The sequence below is a fragment of the Streptosporangium sp. NBC_01469 genome (genome assembly GCF_036227305.1).
In the GTDB taxonomy this organism is placed as follows: domain Bacteria; phylum Actinomycetota; class Actinomycetes; order Streptosporangiales; family Streptosporangiaceae; genus Streptosporangium.
This window is the reverse complement of the sequence record NZ_CP109465.1, coordinates 5749478-5765354: the sequence shown is the minus strand read 5'-3', so window position 1 is coordinate 5765354 and position 15877 is coordinate 5749478. Positions and strand designations below refer to the sequence as shown.

At 72.5% G+C, this 15877-nt stretch carries 14 protein-coding genes; 6 read left to right on the top strand and 8 right to left on the bottom strand.

What is annotated here, in order from left to right; translation table 11 throughout:
- Positions 1-15: 15 nt before the first annotated feature.
- Both OG587_RS25270 and OG587_RS25265 read right to left on the bottom strand, forming a co-directional pair.
- Positions 16-1188 carry a PP2C family protein-serine/threonine phosphatase gene (locus tag OG587_RS25270; protein WP_329094007.1) on the bottom strand — a complete coding sequence of 391 codons (1173 nt, stop codon included), beginning with the start codon at positions 1186-1188 and terminating at the stop codon, positions 16-18.
- A gap of 245 nt (positions 1189-1433) precedes the next feature.
- Complete coding sequence (locus OG587_RS25265) at positions 1434-1700, bottom strand: hypothetical protein (protein WP_329079416.1); 267 nt, start codon at positions 1698-1700, stop codon at positions 1434-1436.
- Between the two features lie 249 nt (positions 1701-1949).
- Between OG587_RS25265 and OG587_RS25260 the strand changes: the two genes are divergently transcribed.
- Positions 1950-2822, top strand: coding sequence for an MHYT domain-containing protein (locus OG587_RS25260; RefSeq protein ID WP_329079415.1), 873 nt, complete (start codon positions 1950-1952; stop codon positions 2820-2822).
- Positions 2823-2960: 138 nt separating this feature from the next.
- Positions 2961-4262, top strand: a complete 1302-nt coding sequence (locus tag OG587_RS25255) for a phosphotransferase (protein ID WP_329079413.1) — start codon at positions 2961-2963, stop codon at positions 4260-4262.
- Positions 4263-4331: 69 nt separating this feature from the next.
- Here the strand turns inward: OG587_RS25255 and OG587_RS25250 are convergent, their stop codons facing one another.
- Positions 4332-4517, bottom strand: a complete 186-nt coding sequence (locus tag OG587_RS25250; protein WP_329079411.1) for a hypothetical protein — start codon at positions 4515-4517, stop codon at positions 4332-4334.
- A 514-nt stretch (positions 4518-5031) separates the two neighbouring features.
- On the opposite strand from OG587_RS25250, the gene OG587_RS25245 reads away from it, so the two are divergent.
- Together OG587_RS25245 and OG587_RS25240 are read left to right on the top strand one after the other, a co-directional pair.
- Entirely contained in the window at positions 5032-6153 is a 1122-nt protein-coding gene (locus OG587_RS25245; RefSeq protein ID WP_329079409.1) for a S1 family peptidase, read from the top strand.
- Positions 6154-6217: 64 nt separating this feature from the next.
- The gene (locus OG587_RS25240) at positions 6218-6784 is read left to right on the top strand and encodes a snapalysin family zinc-dependent metalloprotease (protein ID WP_329079407.1); all 567 of its coding nucleotides are present in this window, start codon (positions 6218-6220) and stop codon (positions 6782-6784) included.
- A 206-nt stretch (positions 6785-6990) separates the two neighbouring features.
- Here the strand turns inward: OG587_RS25240 and OG587_RS25235 are convergent, their stop codons facing one another.
- Complete coding sequence (locus tag OG587_RS25235; RefSeq protein WP_329079405.1) at positions 6991-7482, bottom strand: GNAT family N-acetyltransferase; 492 nt, start codon at positions 7480-7482, stop codon at positions 6991-6993.
- Positions 7483-7663: 181 nt separating this feature from the next.
- Here OG587_RS25235 and OG587_RS25230 point away from each other — a divergent pair, with 181 nt between their 5' ends.
- Complete coding sequence (locus OG587_RS25230) at positions 7664-8107, top strand: SRPBCC family protein (RefSeq protein WP_329079403.1); 444 nt, start codon at positions 7664-7666, stop codon at positions 8105-8107.
- A gap of 148 nt (positions 8108-8255) precedes the next feature.
- Here the strand turns inward: OG587_RS25230 and OG587_RS25225 are convergent, their stop codons facing one another.
- The 4 genes from OG587_RS25225 to OG587_RS25210 all read right to left on the bottom strand — a co-directional run bounded on the left by OG587_RS25225 (position 8256) and on the right by OG587_RS25210 (position 14427).
- Positions 8256-8822 (bottom strand): FxsA family protein, encoded by a 567-nt coding sequence (locus tag OG587_RS25225; protein ID WP_329079401.1) that lies wholly within the window; start codon positions 8820-8822, stop codon positions 8256-8258.
- Between the two features lie 196 nt (positions 8823-9018).
- Positions 9019-9771, bottom strand: coding sequence for a polyprenol monophosphomannose synthase (locus tag OG587_RS25220; RefSeq protein ID WP_329079399.1), 753 nt, complete (start codon positions 9769-9771; stop codon positions 9019-9021).
- A complete protein-coding gene (gene lnt / locus OG587_RS25215) occupies positions 9771-11492 on the bottom strand; it encodes an apolipoprotein N-acyltransferase (RefSeq protein ID WP_329079398.1) in 1722 nt (573 codons plus the stop codon). The genes OG587_RS25220 and lnt overlap by 1 nt, the downstream gene beginning before the upstream one ends.
- 586 nt (positions 11493-12078) lie before the next feature.
- The gene (locus tag OG587_RS25210; protein ID WP_329094005.1) at positions 12079-14427 is read right to left on the bottom strand and encodes a HelD family protein; all 2349 of its coding nucleotides are present in this window, start codon (positions 14425-14427) and stop codon (positions 12079-12081) included.
- A gap of 172 nt (positions 14428-14599) precedes the next feature.
- On the opposite strand from OG587_RS25210, the gene OG587_RS25205 reads away from it, so the two are divergent.
- Positions 14600-15796 carry an ROK family transcriptional regulator gene (locus OG587_RS25205; protein ID WP_329079396.1) on the top strand — a complete coding sequence of 399 codons (1197 nt, stop codon included), beginning with the start codon at positions 14600-14602 and terminating at the stop codon, positions 15794-15796.
- The last annotated feature ends 81 nt before the right edge of the window (positions 15797-15877 follow it).

Genomic DNA, 15877 nt, shown 5'->3' with positions numbered 1-15877 from the left:
GTCCCCGGCCCCGGCTCAGAGGCACAGCTCCCCCTGGCCGCCCCCGCGCCACTCCACCAGCAGGACGGTCGCGTCGTCCTGCAGCCTCCCGTCGTGATACTCCAGCACGCTGCGGACCAGGCGGCGCAGGGTCTCCGGTACGGGAAGGCCGTCGGCGCCGCGGCGGATGATGAAGTCGACGAAGCGCTCCAGGCCGAACTCCTCGCCCGTCCGGTTACGGGCCTCGGTCATGCCGTCGGTGTAGAGGAGCACGCGGTCGCCGGGCTCCAGCTGCTCCCTGCACAGGAGCACGGGCAGCCCGAGGCCGAGCCCCATCGGGTGGGCGGGCGGGCATCGCAGGGTGGTGACCCAGCGCCCTCCCCTGATCACCACCGGGGGGTGGTGGCCGCGGTTGACCCAGGTGAACATACCGGTGCGCATGTTCAGGTTGGCCAGGACGGCCGTGGCGAAGCGGTTGCCCAGGCCGAACTCCTTGATCAGCACCTCCTCGATCCCCTCGCTGACCACGACCAGGTCCGCGCCCTGGCGGCGGCGGTTGCGGCCGGCGGCCACCGCGAGGTTCGCGGTCAGCCCAGCGGACGCGTCGTGCCCCATCGCGTCGAAGACCGCCAGGTGGACGCACTCGCCGGACAGCGCGTAGTCGAAGGCGTCGCCGCCGAGTTCGTAGGCCGGTTCGAGCGCGGCGCCGATCACCACCTCCTCGTTGGCGAAGGTGAGCGACGGCAGCAGGTTCCACTGCATCTCGGCGGCGACGTTCATCGGCCGGGTCCGCACCAGCCGGGCGTAGGAGTCGCTCTGGGCGCGCTTGCTCACCAGCAGCAGCGCCGTCATGGACGCGAGATGCCTCATGTCCTCCTGGGCCCGTTCCGCGTCGGTCTCCGGCCGGACGCTGAGGCGCAGCACACCGAGGCGTTCGGTGCCGTCGAGCAGCGGCACCCACCAGCGGCCCGGTTCGTCTCCCGAGGGGGGTCTGAACAGGACGCGCACCTCCTGGAAGGCCCGTCCCGCCAGCGTCCCGTCGATCCGCAGCTCGCTCTTCTCCCGCTCCGTCCCCTCGTCGGCGCCACGGCCGGTCAGCGGGCGCAGCACGTCCTGCTGCAGGTCGGCCAGGTGGATCAGCACGTCGTACAGGCCGACGTGGGCGGCGTGCTCCTCGACGAGGGCCGGAAGTTTCTCCACCGCGCTCATGTGGCTGGCCTCGGCCAGTCCCGCGAGCATTCTCGCGCGTCCCTCGTAAGATCCCGCTCCGGCGTTCCCGTTGTTCTCCCGGTTCCCGCCCGTTCGCGGCACAGATGGCATGGATCCGTCCATGGCCACTCCTTGACAATTCCGGCCCCACCGGACGGCGAACACGAGCGGCGCATCCGGCGCCCCCGTGATCCCTACCCCCGTCCGGGGGGTTGACCCGGCCGCCCGGACGGGGGCCGGGTCACCTACTCGTCGGCCTCGTCGGCGGACAGGTCGACGCCGCCGACCCGGTCGTAGATCACCATCCCGTCGGACAGCCTGACCACGCGCACCCTCCTGGCGAGCCCGGTCGTCTCCAGGTTACGGGCCGAGTGCACCGCGTACCGCGGGAAGTGGTAGCGGTCGCGGGTGCTCCCATGTGGCTCGTCACGCTCACAGACGACCTCGTAGCGGTCCTCTGGCCATATCGGAGGCGGCGGCGTCTGCCGTCCTCGACCGGCGAGCCTGATCATCGGCTCGCCTCCTCTCCTGGAATGTTCACGTCAAGTGAGCGGAACAGTCATCGCGTGACCGTTTTGAGCATTCTTAATCACCCCATTATGGCCATTCGGAACCGGAGAACTGTAAGGTGAGCACCCCTCGCAGTGATTGGCCGGTCAACCAGTCACGACACGGACCACCCACGATCACCCCCGCACGCCAGCCCGGCCTGACCCCGTCCTGGCACGTTCCAACTCTCTCCCCACTGCCAGGAGTTCGTCATGTCCCCCATCGACCATTTCGCCTACGGGTTCGTCACACCGGCGGCCTCGTACGCCATGTCGAGCATCGGCTGCCTGCTGGGGCTGCTGTTCACCGCGCGGGCCCGCGGGGCGGAGGGCCACTCGCGCGCGCTCTGGCTGGGCGGCGCGGCCCTGTCCATCGGCGGGACCGGCATCTGGGTGATGCACTTCATCGCGATGATGGGCTTCGACGTCCAGGGCACGTCGATCCGCTACGACGTCCCGCTGACCGTCGCGTCCGCGCTGCTCGCGGTCGTCGTCGTCGGCACCGGTCTCCTCCTGGTCTCGCGCAGGGAGAACAGCACCGGCGCGCTAGTCGGCGGCGGGCTGCTCACCGGCCTGGGCGTGGCCGGAATGCACTATCTGGGCATGGCGGCCGTGAACATGTCCGCGCACGTGAGCTACGACCCCCTCCTGGTCGGGTTGTCGCTGCTCATCGCCGTGGTCGCGGCGACGGTGGCGCTCTGGTTCAGCCTGCGGGTACGCGGGGCGCTCGCCACCACGGGCGCCGCCCTGCTGATGGGGTTCGCGGTCAATGGGATGCACTACACCGGCATGTTCGCCATCGGGGTCGGCGTCCACGACACCTCCGCGCCGGCGAGCGGGGCGCAGGGGATGGACTTCATGCTGCCCCTGCTCGTCGGGATCAGCCTGCTCACCCTCGGACTGCTTCTGGCGATCTTCCTGTCCCCCTCGGAGCGGGAGATGCGCGAGGACGCGGATCTCCTGTCCCAGTTGCGGCGCGGTCGCACGGGTGAGGACTCCCAGCCCGCCGGGCCGATGGAGCCGCACGCGCGGCCGGCCCGGCGGCACGAGCCCTCCCTGTTCGACGACCACGGCCCCGGGCACTGACCCCCTCCGTCCCGGGCGCCGCCCCCCTCGCTCCCGGCTCGGACCCGGCTCGGACCCGGCTCAGACCCGGCTCAGACCCGGCTCAGACCCGGCGAAAACCCGTGGCACCGACGGCCTCCCTGACGGCACACTGCCCCCGTGAGCGAAGCATCGGGCCGTACGGTGAGCGCCCTCGTGACGGCGGGCACCGAGTGGCTGGGAACGGTCGGCCCCTTCCCGGTGGCCGACCCCTGGTGGGCCGAGGTCGGATCGGTCGTGACCCACCTGGAGGGCGTGCTCGGCACGCCCGTGGTGGTGCTGCGCCTGGTCGACGCCGAGGACGGCGGCCGCGGCCCCCGCGACGGCCACACGACCTACCACGTCGAGGCCCTGAGCCGCCCCACGGCCGGCCTGGCCTCTCTCCGGCCCGGCGCCCCGGACGCGACCGGGAGGCCGTCCTCCCCTGGAGACCCCGGAGACCCCGGAGAGCTGGGCGAGTCGGCGGGCCCGGTGGCGCACCGGGCCGAGTGGGCGAAGGCGTCGGGGGTGCGCGAGGCACTGGGCTGGGCCGAGGCCGCGCTGCGCGAGGCGGGCAGGCCCGCCGAGGGGCCCGCGCGACAGGTGAAGACCTGGAACCTGGCGGGGTTGTTCCGCATCCCCACGCGCCCGGGACCGGTCTGGCTGAAGATCACTCCCGGTTTCGCCGCCGACGAGGCCCGCGCGATCGGGATGCTCGCGGCGGAGGATCCCGGCCTGGTTCCCGCCGTCGTGGCGGCCGACACCCCGAATCGGCGGGTCCTCCTGGAGCACGTGCCCGGCGGCGACTGTCACGGGGCGCCGCGGGAGATCGTCGCCGAGGCGGTGAGCCGCCTGGCGAGGGCACAGGCGGCCCTCGCCGGGCACGGGGGCGACGGGCGGCCCGACGGGCTTCCCGACCGCACGCCCTCGGCCCTGGCGGCCTCGGTGGGCGGTTTGCTCGACGGCGAGGCGGCCGGCGACCTGAACGCCGGGGAGCTGCGCCTGGCCCACCGGCTGGCCGCCCGCCTGCCGTCGCTGGCCGCCGCGCTGGAGTCATGCGGCCTGCCGTGCACGCTGGTGCACGGCGACTTCCACCCGGGCAACTGGGTATCGGGGCCGCGTGGCCCCGTCGTGCTGGACCTCGCCGACAGCCACTACGGCCACCCCGCCCTCGACGGGCTGCGGCCCCGCGACTTCCTGCCCGCCGACCACGGGGAGGCGGCCGCGGCGGCCTGGTGCGAGACGTGGGCGGCGGCCGTCCCCGGCGGCGACCCGGCCCGCGCGCTGGTCCTGGCGGAACCGCTGCAGCACCTCGCGTACGCCGTCCGCTACCAGGAGTTCCTCGACAACATCGAGTCCAGCGAGCGGCGCTACCACGAGGGCGACCCGGCGCAGGCCGTCCGCGCCGCCGTGGCCGCCGCCGAGGCGGTCGGCGTCCTCTGAGGGGCCCGTCCCGCGAGGGGACCTCTCCGCGCGGTCGGGCCGGTTCCCTGTCGGCCGGTCACCCGCCCGTCACTCACCCGCGCACAGGGCGGGAGCCTTCTGGTACGGGTAGACGTGGTCCAGTTCGTGGTCGGGAGGCAGGACGCAGCGACGCTCGCCGTACTCGATGTGCGGGCACCGGAGCGCGTCACTGCGGCGCGGCAGCGTCGCCGTCTCCTCGCTCCCGTCGTCGGCGACAGCGGCTTCGTCAGTCATGGTGCGTGTCTTTCTGTGACATCCGGGTCGTGACGGCCGGACGGTGAACGGCCTGGACGGCCGTCCGCGTGGGGCGCGTCCGGGAAGAACGCGGAACGGAGGTCGTGAGGACGCCTCCCCACCGGTCGGCCGCAGGTGCGGTGCGGCGATCCATCCTCGCGAATTCCGGATGTCCAGAACAAGTCATCGACACTGCTCCGTTTGATCGCTGTCAGGAATCGGCACCTGTGCGCCGAAGGCGCGGTGACCAGTCTTCCAGAGTTCCCCCCGGCCGCGCGAGTAGGGGAGACACATGATCGTCCATCGCTCCCCCGCCGTTTCGGCTACATTCCTCGACCGTTTCGGTCACATCACACCGCCCCGACAGGAAGGCGTCCGCGGGCACCGCGCCCCAGACTGCTGTAGGCCCGAAAAGTCAATCAAGCCCCCATAACATCGCGATAGGGATTTTTTGGGAGATCCCTCCACGGGCCACTCACCAATACCTTGACATCACCCCTCACAAGGAGTGTTCATGTTACGTCGAGGTACCCTCCTGGCCGGCGCCACCACCGTGGCCCTGTACCTGGTCGCCACCGTGGCGCCCGCCGTCGCAGCATCCGCCCCCCCTGCCCCCCAGCCTCCGGCCGCCATGCTCGATGCCCTCCAGCGCGACCTCGGCCTCACCGCCGAGCAGGCCGTCCAGCGCCTGGCCAACGAGCACCGCGCGGCCGCCTCCGAGGCCGCCCTGACCCAGGAGCTCGGCGCCGAGTACGCCGGCGCCTGGCTCAACGGCGACGCCTCCCAGCTCTCCGTGGCGACCACCGACGCCGCCGACGCGGGCGCCATCAGGGCCAAGGGCGCGCAGCCCGTGATCGTCGGCCGTTCCCTCGCCAACCTCGAAGCCGTCAAGGCCAAGCTCGACGGGGCGTCGGCGGAGGCGAAGGCGGGTGCCTCCCTCTGGTACGTCGACATCGCGACCAACAGCGTCGTGATCCAGGCCGGCAACCAGGCTGCGGGCGAGGCCCTCGCCGCCGCCGCGGGCGCCGACAAGAGCGCCGTGAAGGTGGCGCTCTCCACCGAGAAGCCCCAGGCCTTCATCAACATCATCGGTGGCAACGCCTACTACATCGGCGGCAGCCGCTGCAGCATCGGCTTCTCCGCGCGTCGTGGCAGCGCCCCCGGCTTCGTGACCGCCGGTCACTGCGGCAGGGCGGGCAGCGTCACCAGCAGCCCGTCCGGCTCCTTCTACGGCTCGTCTTTCCCCGGCAACGACTACGCCTGGGTCTCCACCCCCGGCCACACCATGACCCCCTACGTCCGCGGCTCCGGCGGCGCCAACGTCACCGTTCGCGGCTCCACCCAGGCCTCGGTCGGCTCCTCGATCTGCCGCTCCGGCTCCACCACCGGCTGGCGCTGCGGCACCATCCAGCAGCACGGCGCCACCGTGAACTACTCGCAGGGCTCGGTGAGCGGCCTGACCCGCACCAGCGCGTGCGCCGAGCCCGGCGACTCCGGCGGCTCGTTCATCTCCGGCAGCCAGGCCCAGGGTGTCACCTCCGGCGGCTCGGGCAACTGCAGCGTCGGCGGCACGACCTACCACCAGCCGGTCAACGAGATCCTCTCGGCGTACGGGCTGACGCTCGTCACCGGCTGATCCCGCCTCCTCACCAGCTGCTCCCCGTGAGCAACCCCCCGATGGCCGAGGAGACCCGCTAGAAATGTCGAGAATCATTCGCTTCGGCGTCGCCCTCATCCTGGGGCTGGCCTTCCTGGTGACGGTCACCCCCGCCCAGGCCGCGCCCGCCCACGCGGCGGACGCCCGTACGGCAGCGGTTCGCGTGCTCAGGTACGACGCGAGCAGGGCCGCGGAGTTCCGATCCGCCGTGGACCAGGCGGCCCAGATCTGGAACTCCAGCGTCTCGAACGTACGACTGGTGGCCGGCAGCCCCGCGGACTTCGTGGTGCTCGCCGACAACGGCTGGCCCCGTGCGCAGCCCACCAGCCTGGGTCGCGGAACCGTGTGGATGGGACGACAGGCGACCGCGGAGGGCCACAACCCGCTGCGGATCGCCGCCCACGAGATCGGCCACATCCTGGGCCTGCCCGACCGGCGTACCGGCCGGTGCACGGACCTGATGTCCGGCGCGAGCGCGGGCACGAGCTGCACCAACGCGAACCCGAACGCGGCGGAGAGAGCCGAGGTCCAGCGCAACTTCGCCGGATTCTCCCCGGCGATCGACTTCGGTCGGATCTACGTCGACAGCCCGGAGCACGCGGCGTCCTAGACGCCCGCGAGCATCTCGCCGGTCCGGCCGTCCCCTCGGCCGGGCCGGCGAACCCGTGTCCGGGGACCGGCCGGTGCGGCCCGGTGCGGCCAGGCCCTCGGGGCCCGGGAGATCCGTCCTTTGCCGTGAGAAGGCGGCGGGCCTGTGCGGCCGGGCCCTCGGGGCCCGGGAGGTCCAATCCTTCGCCGTGAGAGGACGGCGGAACGTCAGAGGGACTTCTCGAAGCAGAGGGAGCCGGGGAGCCTCTCGTAGGGAGGAAAGACGGGGACAGGCGTGTAGCCCTCCCTCTCGTACATCCTCACCGCGTCCGGCTGGCGGGGACCGGTCTGCAGGATCACCCGGGACGCGCCCAGCGCGCGGGCCGCGTCCTCGGCCGCGTCCAGCAGGGCCCGCGCCACCCGGGTGCCCCGGTGGGACGGGGCCACGAACATCCGCTTGAGCTCCAGATCCTCACCGAGCCTGCGCAGCGCCACGTGCCCGACCGCGACGCCCTCCGCCGCGTAGGCGACCCCGGTGTAGGCGACGGTCTCCGGCTCGACGTTCATGCCACTGGGCACGAGGCCGATGACGGCGAGCATGTCGGCGTAGCGGGCGTCCATCTCCTCCGTCATGGCCCCCCGCAGGGCCACGGCCGCCGTGTCGTCCCAGCCGACCGGCCTGACCTCGATCACGTCGGCTCCCTGTGCGAACGCGGTCATGTGCGAACCCGCCCTTCTCCCCGTTCCCGCGGCCACGGACCGCCCCGGGCGATTTCGACTCACGTAAAATCCCGACTTAAAAGGTAGAAAAATAGGGTTTTTCTGTCAATGTCCACGGCAGGATCTCACGAGCGCGGCGGGCCTTGGGGGTCGGCCATCGGCCGGCGGGAAGGATCAGGGGATGACCCGTTCCCACATCAGCGTCTCGGTGGACGCGCACGCCCGGCCCGAGCAGGTGTTCTCGGTTCTGACCGACTGGCCGAGGCACGACGAGTGGATGGTCCTGACCCGGGCGCACGTCACCGCCGGGGACGGCCACAGCGCCGGAAGCCGCCTGGAGGCCTTCACCGGGATGGGACCGGCCGGGTTCCTCGACACCATGGAGATCACCGAGTGGGACCCGCCGAGGAGCGTGGGGGTCCGGCACACCGGGCGGCTGGTGCGCGGCACCGGGGTCTTCCGCGTGCTGCCCCGCGAGGGCGGCGGCAGCACGATCGTCTGGGAGGAGGAGCTCGACGTGCCGTTCGGCGCGGCCGGGCGACTCGGCTGGCGGCTGATCAGGCCGCTGAACGCGGCCCTGTTCCGCCTCTCGCTGCGCCGCCTGGCCGCGCTCAGCGATCACTGAGAGCGTGACGTTCCAGCTCTCGCCGTGCCACCCGGCCGCGCTCAGCGATCACTGAGAGCATGACGTTCGGCCTCTCGCCACGCCACCCGGCCGCGCTCAGCGACCGCTGAACCCCGACGTTCCGCCTCTCGCCGCGACCTGACCGCGCTCAGCGGTCGCTGAGACCCCGGCCGGAGTCTCCGGTGCCTCCCGGTGCTCTCGCGCCCCCCGGCTCGTCGCGGACGACCTCGCCGTGGACGACCGGCCCGGAGCCCGGGGGCCTCCCGGCGTCGCGCAGCACGTCGAAGGGCGAGCCCGCGCCGCCGAACGGCGAGCCGAGCCCGCCGCTCGCCGCGCTCCTCGCGACGAGGGTGCGGACGCGGCGGGCGAAGAACCAGGATCCGAGCCTGCGGACCATCGGCCGGGTGAACGGCAGCAGGCACAGGAAGCCCAGGACGTCCGTGAGGAAGCCCGGGGTGAGCAGCAGCGTGCCGCCCACGAGGATCAGCGCGCCGTCGGCGAGCTCGCGGTCGGGCATCCGGCCGCTCTGCAGCGCGCCCTGGAGGTTGCGCCAGGCCCGGCGGCCCTCGCGGCGCACGATCCAGGCGCCGAGCAGGCTGTCGGCGAGCAGGAGGCCCACCGTGGGCCACCCGCCGATGACCTGACCGACCTGGATGAGCACCCATATCTCGAGGACCGGCACCACGAGGAAGGTCAGGAACAGCAGAATGCGCATTTTCGCCTCAACTCATGCGACAGCCGTACGACATGAACAACGTCCCGGGGCGACGGCGCGTTCCGCGTTCGCTCAGCGTGGACGGCGTCCTCAGCGGACTCTCAGGATCGCGCCCCCGAGGAGCCCCGGGGGCGGCCTCGCGGGAGCGGCGCGGACGGCCGGGAGGGCCGGACGGCGCGTCCGCGAGGCCGCGGGGTCAGCGACCGCGGCGGCGGCGCAGGCGGGCGGGCAGGCCGGTGACACCCCAGACGGTGACCCGCCACAGGGCCTCGGCCACGATGCCGCGGCTCATCTTGCTGGCCCCGACGGTGCGCTCCACGAAGGTGATGGGCACCTCGGTGACGCGCATCCCGCCGCGGGCCGTACGCAGGGTCAGGTCCACCTGGAAGCAGTATCCCCGCGACTCGACGTCGTCCAGGCTGACCCTCTCCAGGGCGGAGGCGCGGTAGGCGCGGAAGCCCGCGGTGGCGTCGCGGACCGGAAGGCCGAGCATGAGCCGGGTGTAGATGTTGGCGCCGCGCGACAGGAACTCCCGCGAGGCCGGCCAGTTGACGACCCTGCCGCCGGGCACCCACCGCGAGCCGATCGCGAGGTCGGCCCCCTCGGCCAGCGCGTCCAGCAGCTTGGGCAGCTCCTCGGGCTGGTGGGAGCCGTCGGCGTCTATCTCCACGAGGACGCCGAAGCCCTCCTTCAGGCCCCAGCGGAAGCCCGCGATGTAGGCGGCGCCCAGGCCCTGCTTGCCGCCCGGCCGGTGCAGCACGTGGACGTGGTCGTCGTCGGCCACCAGCTTGTCGGCGATCGCCCCCGTGCCGTCGGGGCTGTCGTCGTCCGCGATCAGCAGGTGGGCGTCGGGCACTGCCTCGCGCAGTCGCCGGGTGATCAGCGGCAGGTTCTCCCGCTCGTTGTACGTCGGGACGATGACGAGCACCCGACCAAGCATCCGCTCCATCACGCGTCTCCCACCTGCTGATCGTCCTCCCGGTTCACGGGGTGCCCCGCCCTGGGCGTCCGGCGCCGCCAGGCGGCGGCCGTCGCACCCGCACCCACAAGTATCAAGGCCCATTCGGGCAGCGCGCCCACGCGTGTGGCGATGGTTTGCGCGGTCCTGACCGGAACGGTCAGCACCTTCATGGCGGGCACCAGCTCGCCGGTACGCCAGGCGATCGAGCCGCTCGGAGTCACATATGCCGATATGCCGGTAATCGCGGAAGTGATCACCGCCCGATTGTGCTCCACGGCCCGCAGCTGGGACATGGCCAGCTGCTGCGGCGGCAGGTTGGTCAGGGCGTAGGTGGCGTTGTTGGTCTGCACCACCAGCGGCGTGGCACCCGTCCTGGCGGTGTCGCCCACGATGCCGTCGAAGGCCACCTCGTAGCAGTTGATCGCGCCGACGGTCACCGGGCCCAGCCTGAGATCGCCGTCGCGGGTGCCCGCCACCGACTGCCTGCCGACCAGGGAAGCCCGCTCGAACAGGGCCAGCACGAGGCCCTGAAGCGGGGTGAACTCCCCGAAGGGGACCAGCTGCTGCTTGTCGTAGTGGGCGCCGGGGCCGGTGACCGGGTCCCAGACGATGCTGCGGGTCGCCCGGTTCTTCTCGCCGATCCTGACCACGGCGCCGACCAGGACGGGCACCCCGACGTCCTTGACCGCCGCGTCGATCTCGCTCCGGGCGAACTCGTCGCTCAGCGGGTCGATGTCGGTGGAGTTCTCCGGCAGCACGACCAGGTCGGGGCGGGGCGTCCTGCCCTCCCGGACGTCCCGTGCCATCTGGTGGAGCATCCGGGTGTGGTTGCCGAGGACCACGGCGGGCTCGTCGCCCAGCGGGTGCATGCCCCGGCCCGGGACGTTGCCCTGGATGACGCCGACGGTCACGCTCCTGCCCTCGTCGCCGTACCGGGGAACGGCGAGGGCCGCGGCCGGCACGGCCAGCGCCCCGGCGAGCGGCAGGGCCAGCGCCCGCCCCCAGCGCGAGCCCGGAGCCGCGATCGAGGGTGAGACCGGGAACGGGGAAAGGCGCGACACCGCCAGGGCGAGCAGCCCGCCGCACAGGGCCACCGCGAAGCTCACCAGCGGTGCCCCGCCGAGCGCCGCGTACGGGGTGAAGATCGACTCCCCCTGGCTGAAGGCCACCCGCGCCCAGGGGAATCCGCCGAAGGGGAACTGCCCCCGCGCCCACTCGGCCGCCACCCAGAGCGCGGCGCCCCACAGCGGCCACAGGCGCAACCGGGTCACCAGGGCGACGCCCGCCCCCCAGGGGGCGTAGAAGGCGCTCTCCATGGCGACCAGGCCCAGCCAGGCGTCGGTGCCGATCGGGCTCACCCAGTGCAGTCCGGGCAGCAGCAGGGCGAACCCGGTGAGGAGGCCGAGCCACGTGCCCCGGCGCGGGCGGGTGCCACGCACCGCCAGGACCGCCGAGGCCATGCCGAGCGGCGCGAGGAACCAGAGCCCGAGCGGCGGGAAGGCGAGGAACAGCAGCAGGCCGCCGGCCACCGCGCCCGCGACACGGGCGGGCAGTGCCAGGCGCGAGCCCGGGGGTGGGGCCCCCGCGCCGGGCGGGCCGTCCCCGGGACCGGCTGACGGCCCCTTCGGCGAACCGGGTGCCGGACCGTCGGCGGGATCGCCCGTCGCGAGCCCCTCCGGTACCGGGGCGGCCGTCTTGTCCTGCACCACGGGCGGGGCTCCTTGCGATGTCGTGCGGGCGGGTGACGCCTGGTCTTCCTGGCCGGTCTTCCTAGCCGGAACGCTACCGCCCAGCGGGCACGCCCCCAAAAGTCCCGCTACACGTTAACCAAAAACAACAACAAAACACTTCAAACCCCCCTGAATAGCCCCCAGACGCGGCAACGGGGCGGCCCGGGTGTCCAATTGGACACCCGGGCCGCCCCGACGCTTGCGGCGCTCGCACGGGAGCGGGAAGAGGGCCCGGACGACCCTTCGGACCGGTTCCGTCCCGTCGGCGGCGAGCGCGGATTGCCGTTGTCTACTGGGTGCCCGGACCCCTCCTGGGTCCAACCCCCCGCCCGGAAGGAGTGCCCCGCCTCGACGGACTGCCGGTCCTGCGCCTGGCTGTACGGACGGGGTGATCCCCCGTCACGGGCGCAGGAGACGGCGATGTCGAAAGGCGGCCGACCGGCCAGTCCCGTGCTGGACTGGGCAGCAAACTACCGAGCCCAGCGCAGATGTCAACCGTGTCACTAACAGCGGAAACATCAAGTTTTCGCAGCTGGGACATGATCGACGAGAGCCGTCAATGGTCTCATGTGATCCGATGTCTCTCAAGTCGAACGAGGGCATCGGGAAGCGGGCCGTCGTGCACGATGCCAAGCCGCTGGGTGGCGCGGGTCAACGCCACGTAAAGGTCGCTCGCCCCGCGCGGGGACTCGCCCAGGATCAGCTCCGGTTCGACCACGACGACCGCGTCGAACTCCAGGCCCTTGGCCTCGGCGACGGTCAGCACCGCCACCTGGGCGTCCAGGGCCGCCGTCCCCGGCCCGGCCACCGCGCCGTCGACGGAGTGAACCACGACCTCCCCGAACTCCGCGGCACGCGACTCGGGGACGATCACGACGAGCCGCCCGCCCTCGACGATCTCGGCCTTGACGACCTCGCCGAGGGAGGCCGTCGGGGAGGCCGCCCACGGGCGCGCCCCCGTCTCCCTGACCGAGGCCGGGGCGGTCAGCGCCGGGTCGACCAGGGTGAGCACGTCGGCGGCCACGGCCATCAGCTCGGCCGGGGTGCGGTAGTTGACGCTGAGGGTCTCCTCGCGCCAGCGCCCCGCGACGTACGGGTCGAGGACCCGGCCCCAGGAGCGCGCCCCGGCCGACGAACCGGTCTGGGCCAGGTCGCCGACGATCGTCATCGACCGCGTCGGGCAGCGGCGCATCAGCATCCGCCAGTCCATCGGCGACAGTTCCTGCGCCTCGTCGACGATGACGTGGCCGAAGGCCCAGGTGCGGTCGGCCGCCGCGCGCTCGGCGGTGGTCAGGAAGACGTCGTCGCCGAGGTGGCGGGCGGCGAACCTCTCGGCGTCCATGATGTCGGACAGGCCGGTCAGCTCCAGGACCTCCTTGGCGTAGGCGAGCTGGTGCTGCCGCTCGTCGAGCGCGGCGGCGCGCCGCGCCGCCTGCTCCTCCTCGGCCATCCACGCCCCGGCCCGCAGCACCGCGGGGTCGATGTCGCCGAGCAGCTCGGCGGCCTCGTCCAGGAGCGGCACGTCGGACTCGGCCCACCAGTTCTCCCCCTGGCGGGGTGACTCGCGCAGCATCAGCTCGCGCTCGGCCTCGCCGAACTCGGCGGCGGCGTGGTCGAGGCGCTCGCGTGAGGTGAACAGCCCGATCAGGAGCTGCTGCGGGGTGACGTAGGGCCACAGCCGGTTCAGGGCCGCCTTGACGGGCCGCTCGGTGCGGAGGTCCTCGCGGATGTCGGCCAGCTCGTCGTCGTCGATCATCCCCTTGCCGAGCTGCCGGGCGGCCTGCCGGGCGAGCGCGTTGAGCAGGTGGCGGACGAAGACCGCGCGGGCCTCGTTGTGCGCCCTCTTGGAGCGGGCCGCCCGGTTGCGGGCGGCCTCCAGGACGTTTCCCTCCAGCCTGAGGGTGTAGCGGTCGAGCTTGATCTCGATCGGCTTGCGCGGCACCCGCTGCCGCTCGCGCACGGCCCGCGCGACGACCTGGGCCATCCGGGCGTCGCCCTTGACCGCGGCCACCTCGGGACGCTCCTTACGCCCCGGGACGACCCCCGGGTACAGCTCGGAGACGGTCGACAGCAGCACGTCGGTCTCGCCCAGGGAGGGCAGCACCTGCTCGATGTAGCGCAGGAAGGTCAGGTTCGGCCCGAGGATGAGCACGCCCCTGCGGGCCAGTTTCTCCCGGTGGGTGTAGAGGAGGTAGGCGGCGCGGTGCAGCGCGACCACGGTCTTGCCGGTGCCGGGACCGCCCTGCACGACCAGCACCCCGTTCAGGTCGGAGCGGATGATGCGGTCCTGCTCCGACTGGATGGTGGCCACGATGTCGCGCATCCGGCCGGTGCGCCTGGCCCCCAGGGAGGCCAGCAGCGCGGCCTCCCCGTTGAGGGTGGCCACGTCCTCCTCGGTGAGGCTGTCGATGTCCAGGAGGTCGTCGTCGACCCCGATCACCGTGCGGCCCTTGGTCTGCAGGTGCCTGCGCCGGGTGACACCCATCGAGGCCGCGGGGGTGGCGCCGTAGAAGGGCTGCGCCACCGGTGCCCGCCAGTCGATCAGCATCCGGCGCTGGTCGTCGTCGGCCATGCCGATGCGGCCTATGTAGAGTGAGGTGTCGTCGGCGTTGTCGAGCCGGCCGAAGCACAGGCCGTTCTCGACCGCCCACAGGCGGCCCAGGCGTTCGGCGTACATCCCCGCGAAGGTGTCGCGCTCGGAGCGGTTCTGATGCGTGCCGCCACTTCCGCCCTGCGCGAGGACGCCGTCCAGCTGTCGCTGGGTGCGCTCGCGCAGTAGATCGAGCCGGGCATAAAGGCAGGAAACGTACTCTTGCTCCCTGGCCAGCTCGATTTGACGGGTTGCCGTCGCTCCATTATCGTTGCTAGTAATGGGATACTCCGGGCCATTGCGCTGGTTGTTATGACAAACCATCACCCTAGCAGGTCCGTCGAGAAGTTTACCCGCCCGTCCGTCATCACAGCTTGATTGCGGCGTTCCCTGCCTGCTTGACGAGAATCCGCCGGGTTCCTTACATTCACTCGAAGTTAGGAAAGTTTCCTAACTCTGCTTCATCGGTGGATGCAAGGACGCACGCGGAGGACCAGTGACCCAGCCGACCCCCGGCACCCCCAGCCTGTTGCGCGCGATCAACGACCGCGCCGCCCTGCAGGCGTTGCTGGAGCGCGGCCCGCTCACCCGCCCGGAGATCGGCGCCCTCACCGGCCTGTCCAAGCCCACCGCCTCGCAGCTTCTCATCCGTCTCCAGGAGGCGGGCCTGGTCGTGCTCGACGGCATCCGCGAGGGGCTGCCCGGCCGCACCGCGGAGGTCTACCGGCTCAACCCCGCCGCCGCGCACGTCGCCGCGCTGGACGTCACGCGCGCGGGCATCGACGTCAGGGTCGCCGACATCACCGGTGCCGTGGTCGGCGAGCACCACCTGCCCAGCCCCGGCCGCTCCGGCGGCGACGCGCTGGAGCGGGTCCGGGCCGCGCTGGAGGGCGCGGGCGCCCCCGCGGCGCTGCGGCGCGTGGTCATCGGCGTGCAGGGCACGATCGACCCCGGCACCGGGAAGATGGCGTACGCCACCAGCAAGGACATGCCCGGCTGGCACATCCCGGACCTGGTCCGCACCCTCGGCGACGGCCTGGGCGTGCCGGTCGCCGTGGAGAACAACGTCAACCTCGTCGCCCAGGCCGAGCAGGCGCACGGCGTGGGCCGCGGCCACCGTGACTTCGTGCTGCTCTGGGCCGACGAGGGCCTCGGCGCCGCGCTGGTCCTCGGCGGCCGGCTGCACCGGGGCGCCACCGGCGGCGCCGGAGAGGTCGGCTACATGCCCACCCCCGGCGCGCCGACCGCCAGGGACACCGGCCGCTACGCCAACCACGGCTACCAGGCCCTCACCGGCGGCCCGGCGGTGCTCAAGATCCTCAGGTCGTACGGCGTGCGCGGCACCGGACCCACGCAGGCGGTGCTGAACGCCGTACAGGCCTCCACCTCCGCCGGAAGGCGCGCCGACGACGCCCGCGCCGGGCTGCGCGACATCGCCTCCCGGCTCGCCGTCGGGCTGGCCGCGATCACCTCCGTCGTCGACCCCGAGATCATCGTGCTGACCGGCGGGACCCTCCTCGCCGGCGGCGACACCCTGCGCGAGCTCGTCGAGCACGAGCTCCACGCCCTGACCATCCCCCGGCCCCCGCTGCTGCTGTCGACCGTCGAGGGCAACCCCGTCCTCGCCGGCGCGCTCGACCTCGCCCTCGCGACCGCCCGCGACGAGGTCTTCAGCTCCACCGTCCCCTCCTGACCCCCGGCCGCCCGCGATCCCAACCGCACACGAACCGTACGGACCCCGCCCGGAACCCCGCCAGATCCATCACCCCCAGGA

Excerpts from the sequence above, each read along its gene's own strand:
- OG587_RS25270 (WP_329094007.1), bottom strand. The coding sequence starts at position 1,188 with ATGAGCGCGGTGGAGAAACTTCCGGCCCTCGTCGAGGAGCACGCCGCC.
- OG587_RS25265 (WP_329079416.1), bottom strand. The coding sequence starts at position 1,700 with ATGATCAGGCTCGCCGGTCGAGGACGGCAGACGCCGCCGCCTCCGATA.
- OG587_RS25260 (WP_329079415.1), top strand. The coding sequence starts at position 1,950 with ATGTCCCCCATCGACCATTTCGCCTACGGGTTCGTCACACCGGCGGCC.
- OG587_RS25250 (WP_329079411.1), bottom strand. The coding sequence starts at position 4,517 with ATGACTGACGAAGCCGCTGTCGCCGACGACGGGAGCGAGGAGACGGCG.
- OG587_RS25245 (WP_329079409.1), top strand. The coding sequence starts at position 5,032 with ATGTTACGTCGAGGTACCCTCCTGGCCGGCGCCACCACCGTGGCCCTG.
- OG587_RS25240 (WP_329079407.1), top strand. The coding sequence starts at position 6,218 with ATGTCGAGAATCATTCGCTTCGGCGTCGCCCTCATCCTGGGGCTGGCC.
- OG587_RS25235 (WP_329079405.1), bottom strand. The coding sequence starts at position 7,482 with ATGACCGCGTTCGCACAGGGAGCCGACGTGATCGAGGTCAGGCCGGTC.
- OG587_RS25230 (WP_329079403.1), top strand. The coding sequence starts at position 7,664 with ATGACCCGTTCCCACATCAGCGTCTCGGTGGACGCGCACGCCCGGCCC.
- OG587_RS25225 (WP_329079401.1), bottom strand. The coding sequence starts at position 8,822 with ATGCGCATTCTGCTGTTCCTGACCTTCCTCGTGGTGCCGGTCCTCGAG.
- OG587_RS25220 (WP_329079399.1), bottom strand. The coding sequence starts at position 9,771 with ATGGAGCGGATGCTTGGTCGGGTGCTCGTCATCGTCCCGACGTACAAC.
- OG587_RS25210 (WP_329094005.1), bottom strand. The coding sequence starts at position 14,427 with ATGGTTTGTCATAACAACCAGCGCAATGGCCCGGAGTATCCCATTACT.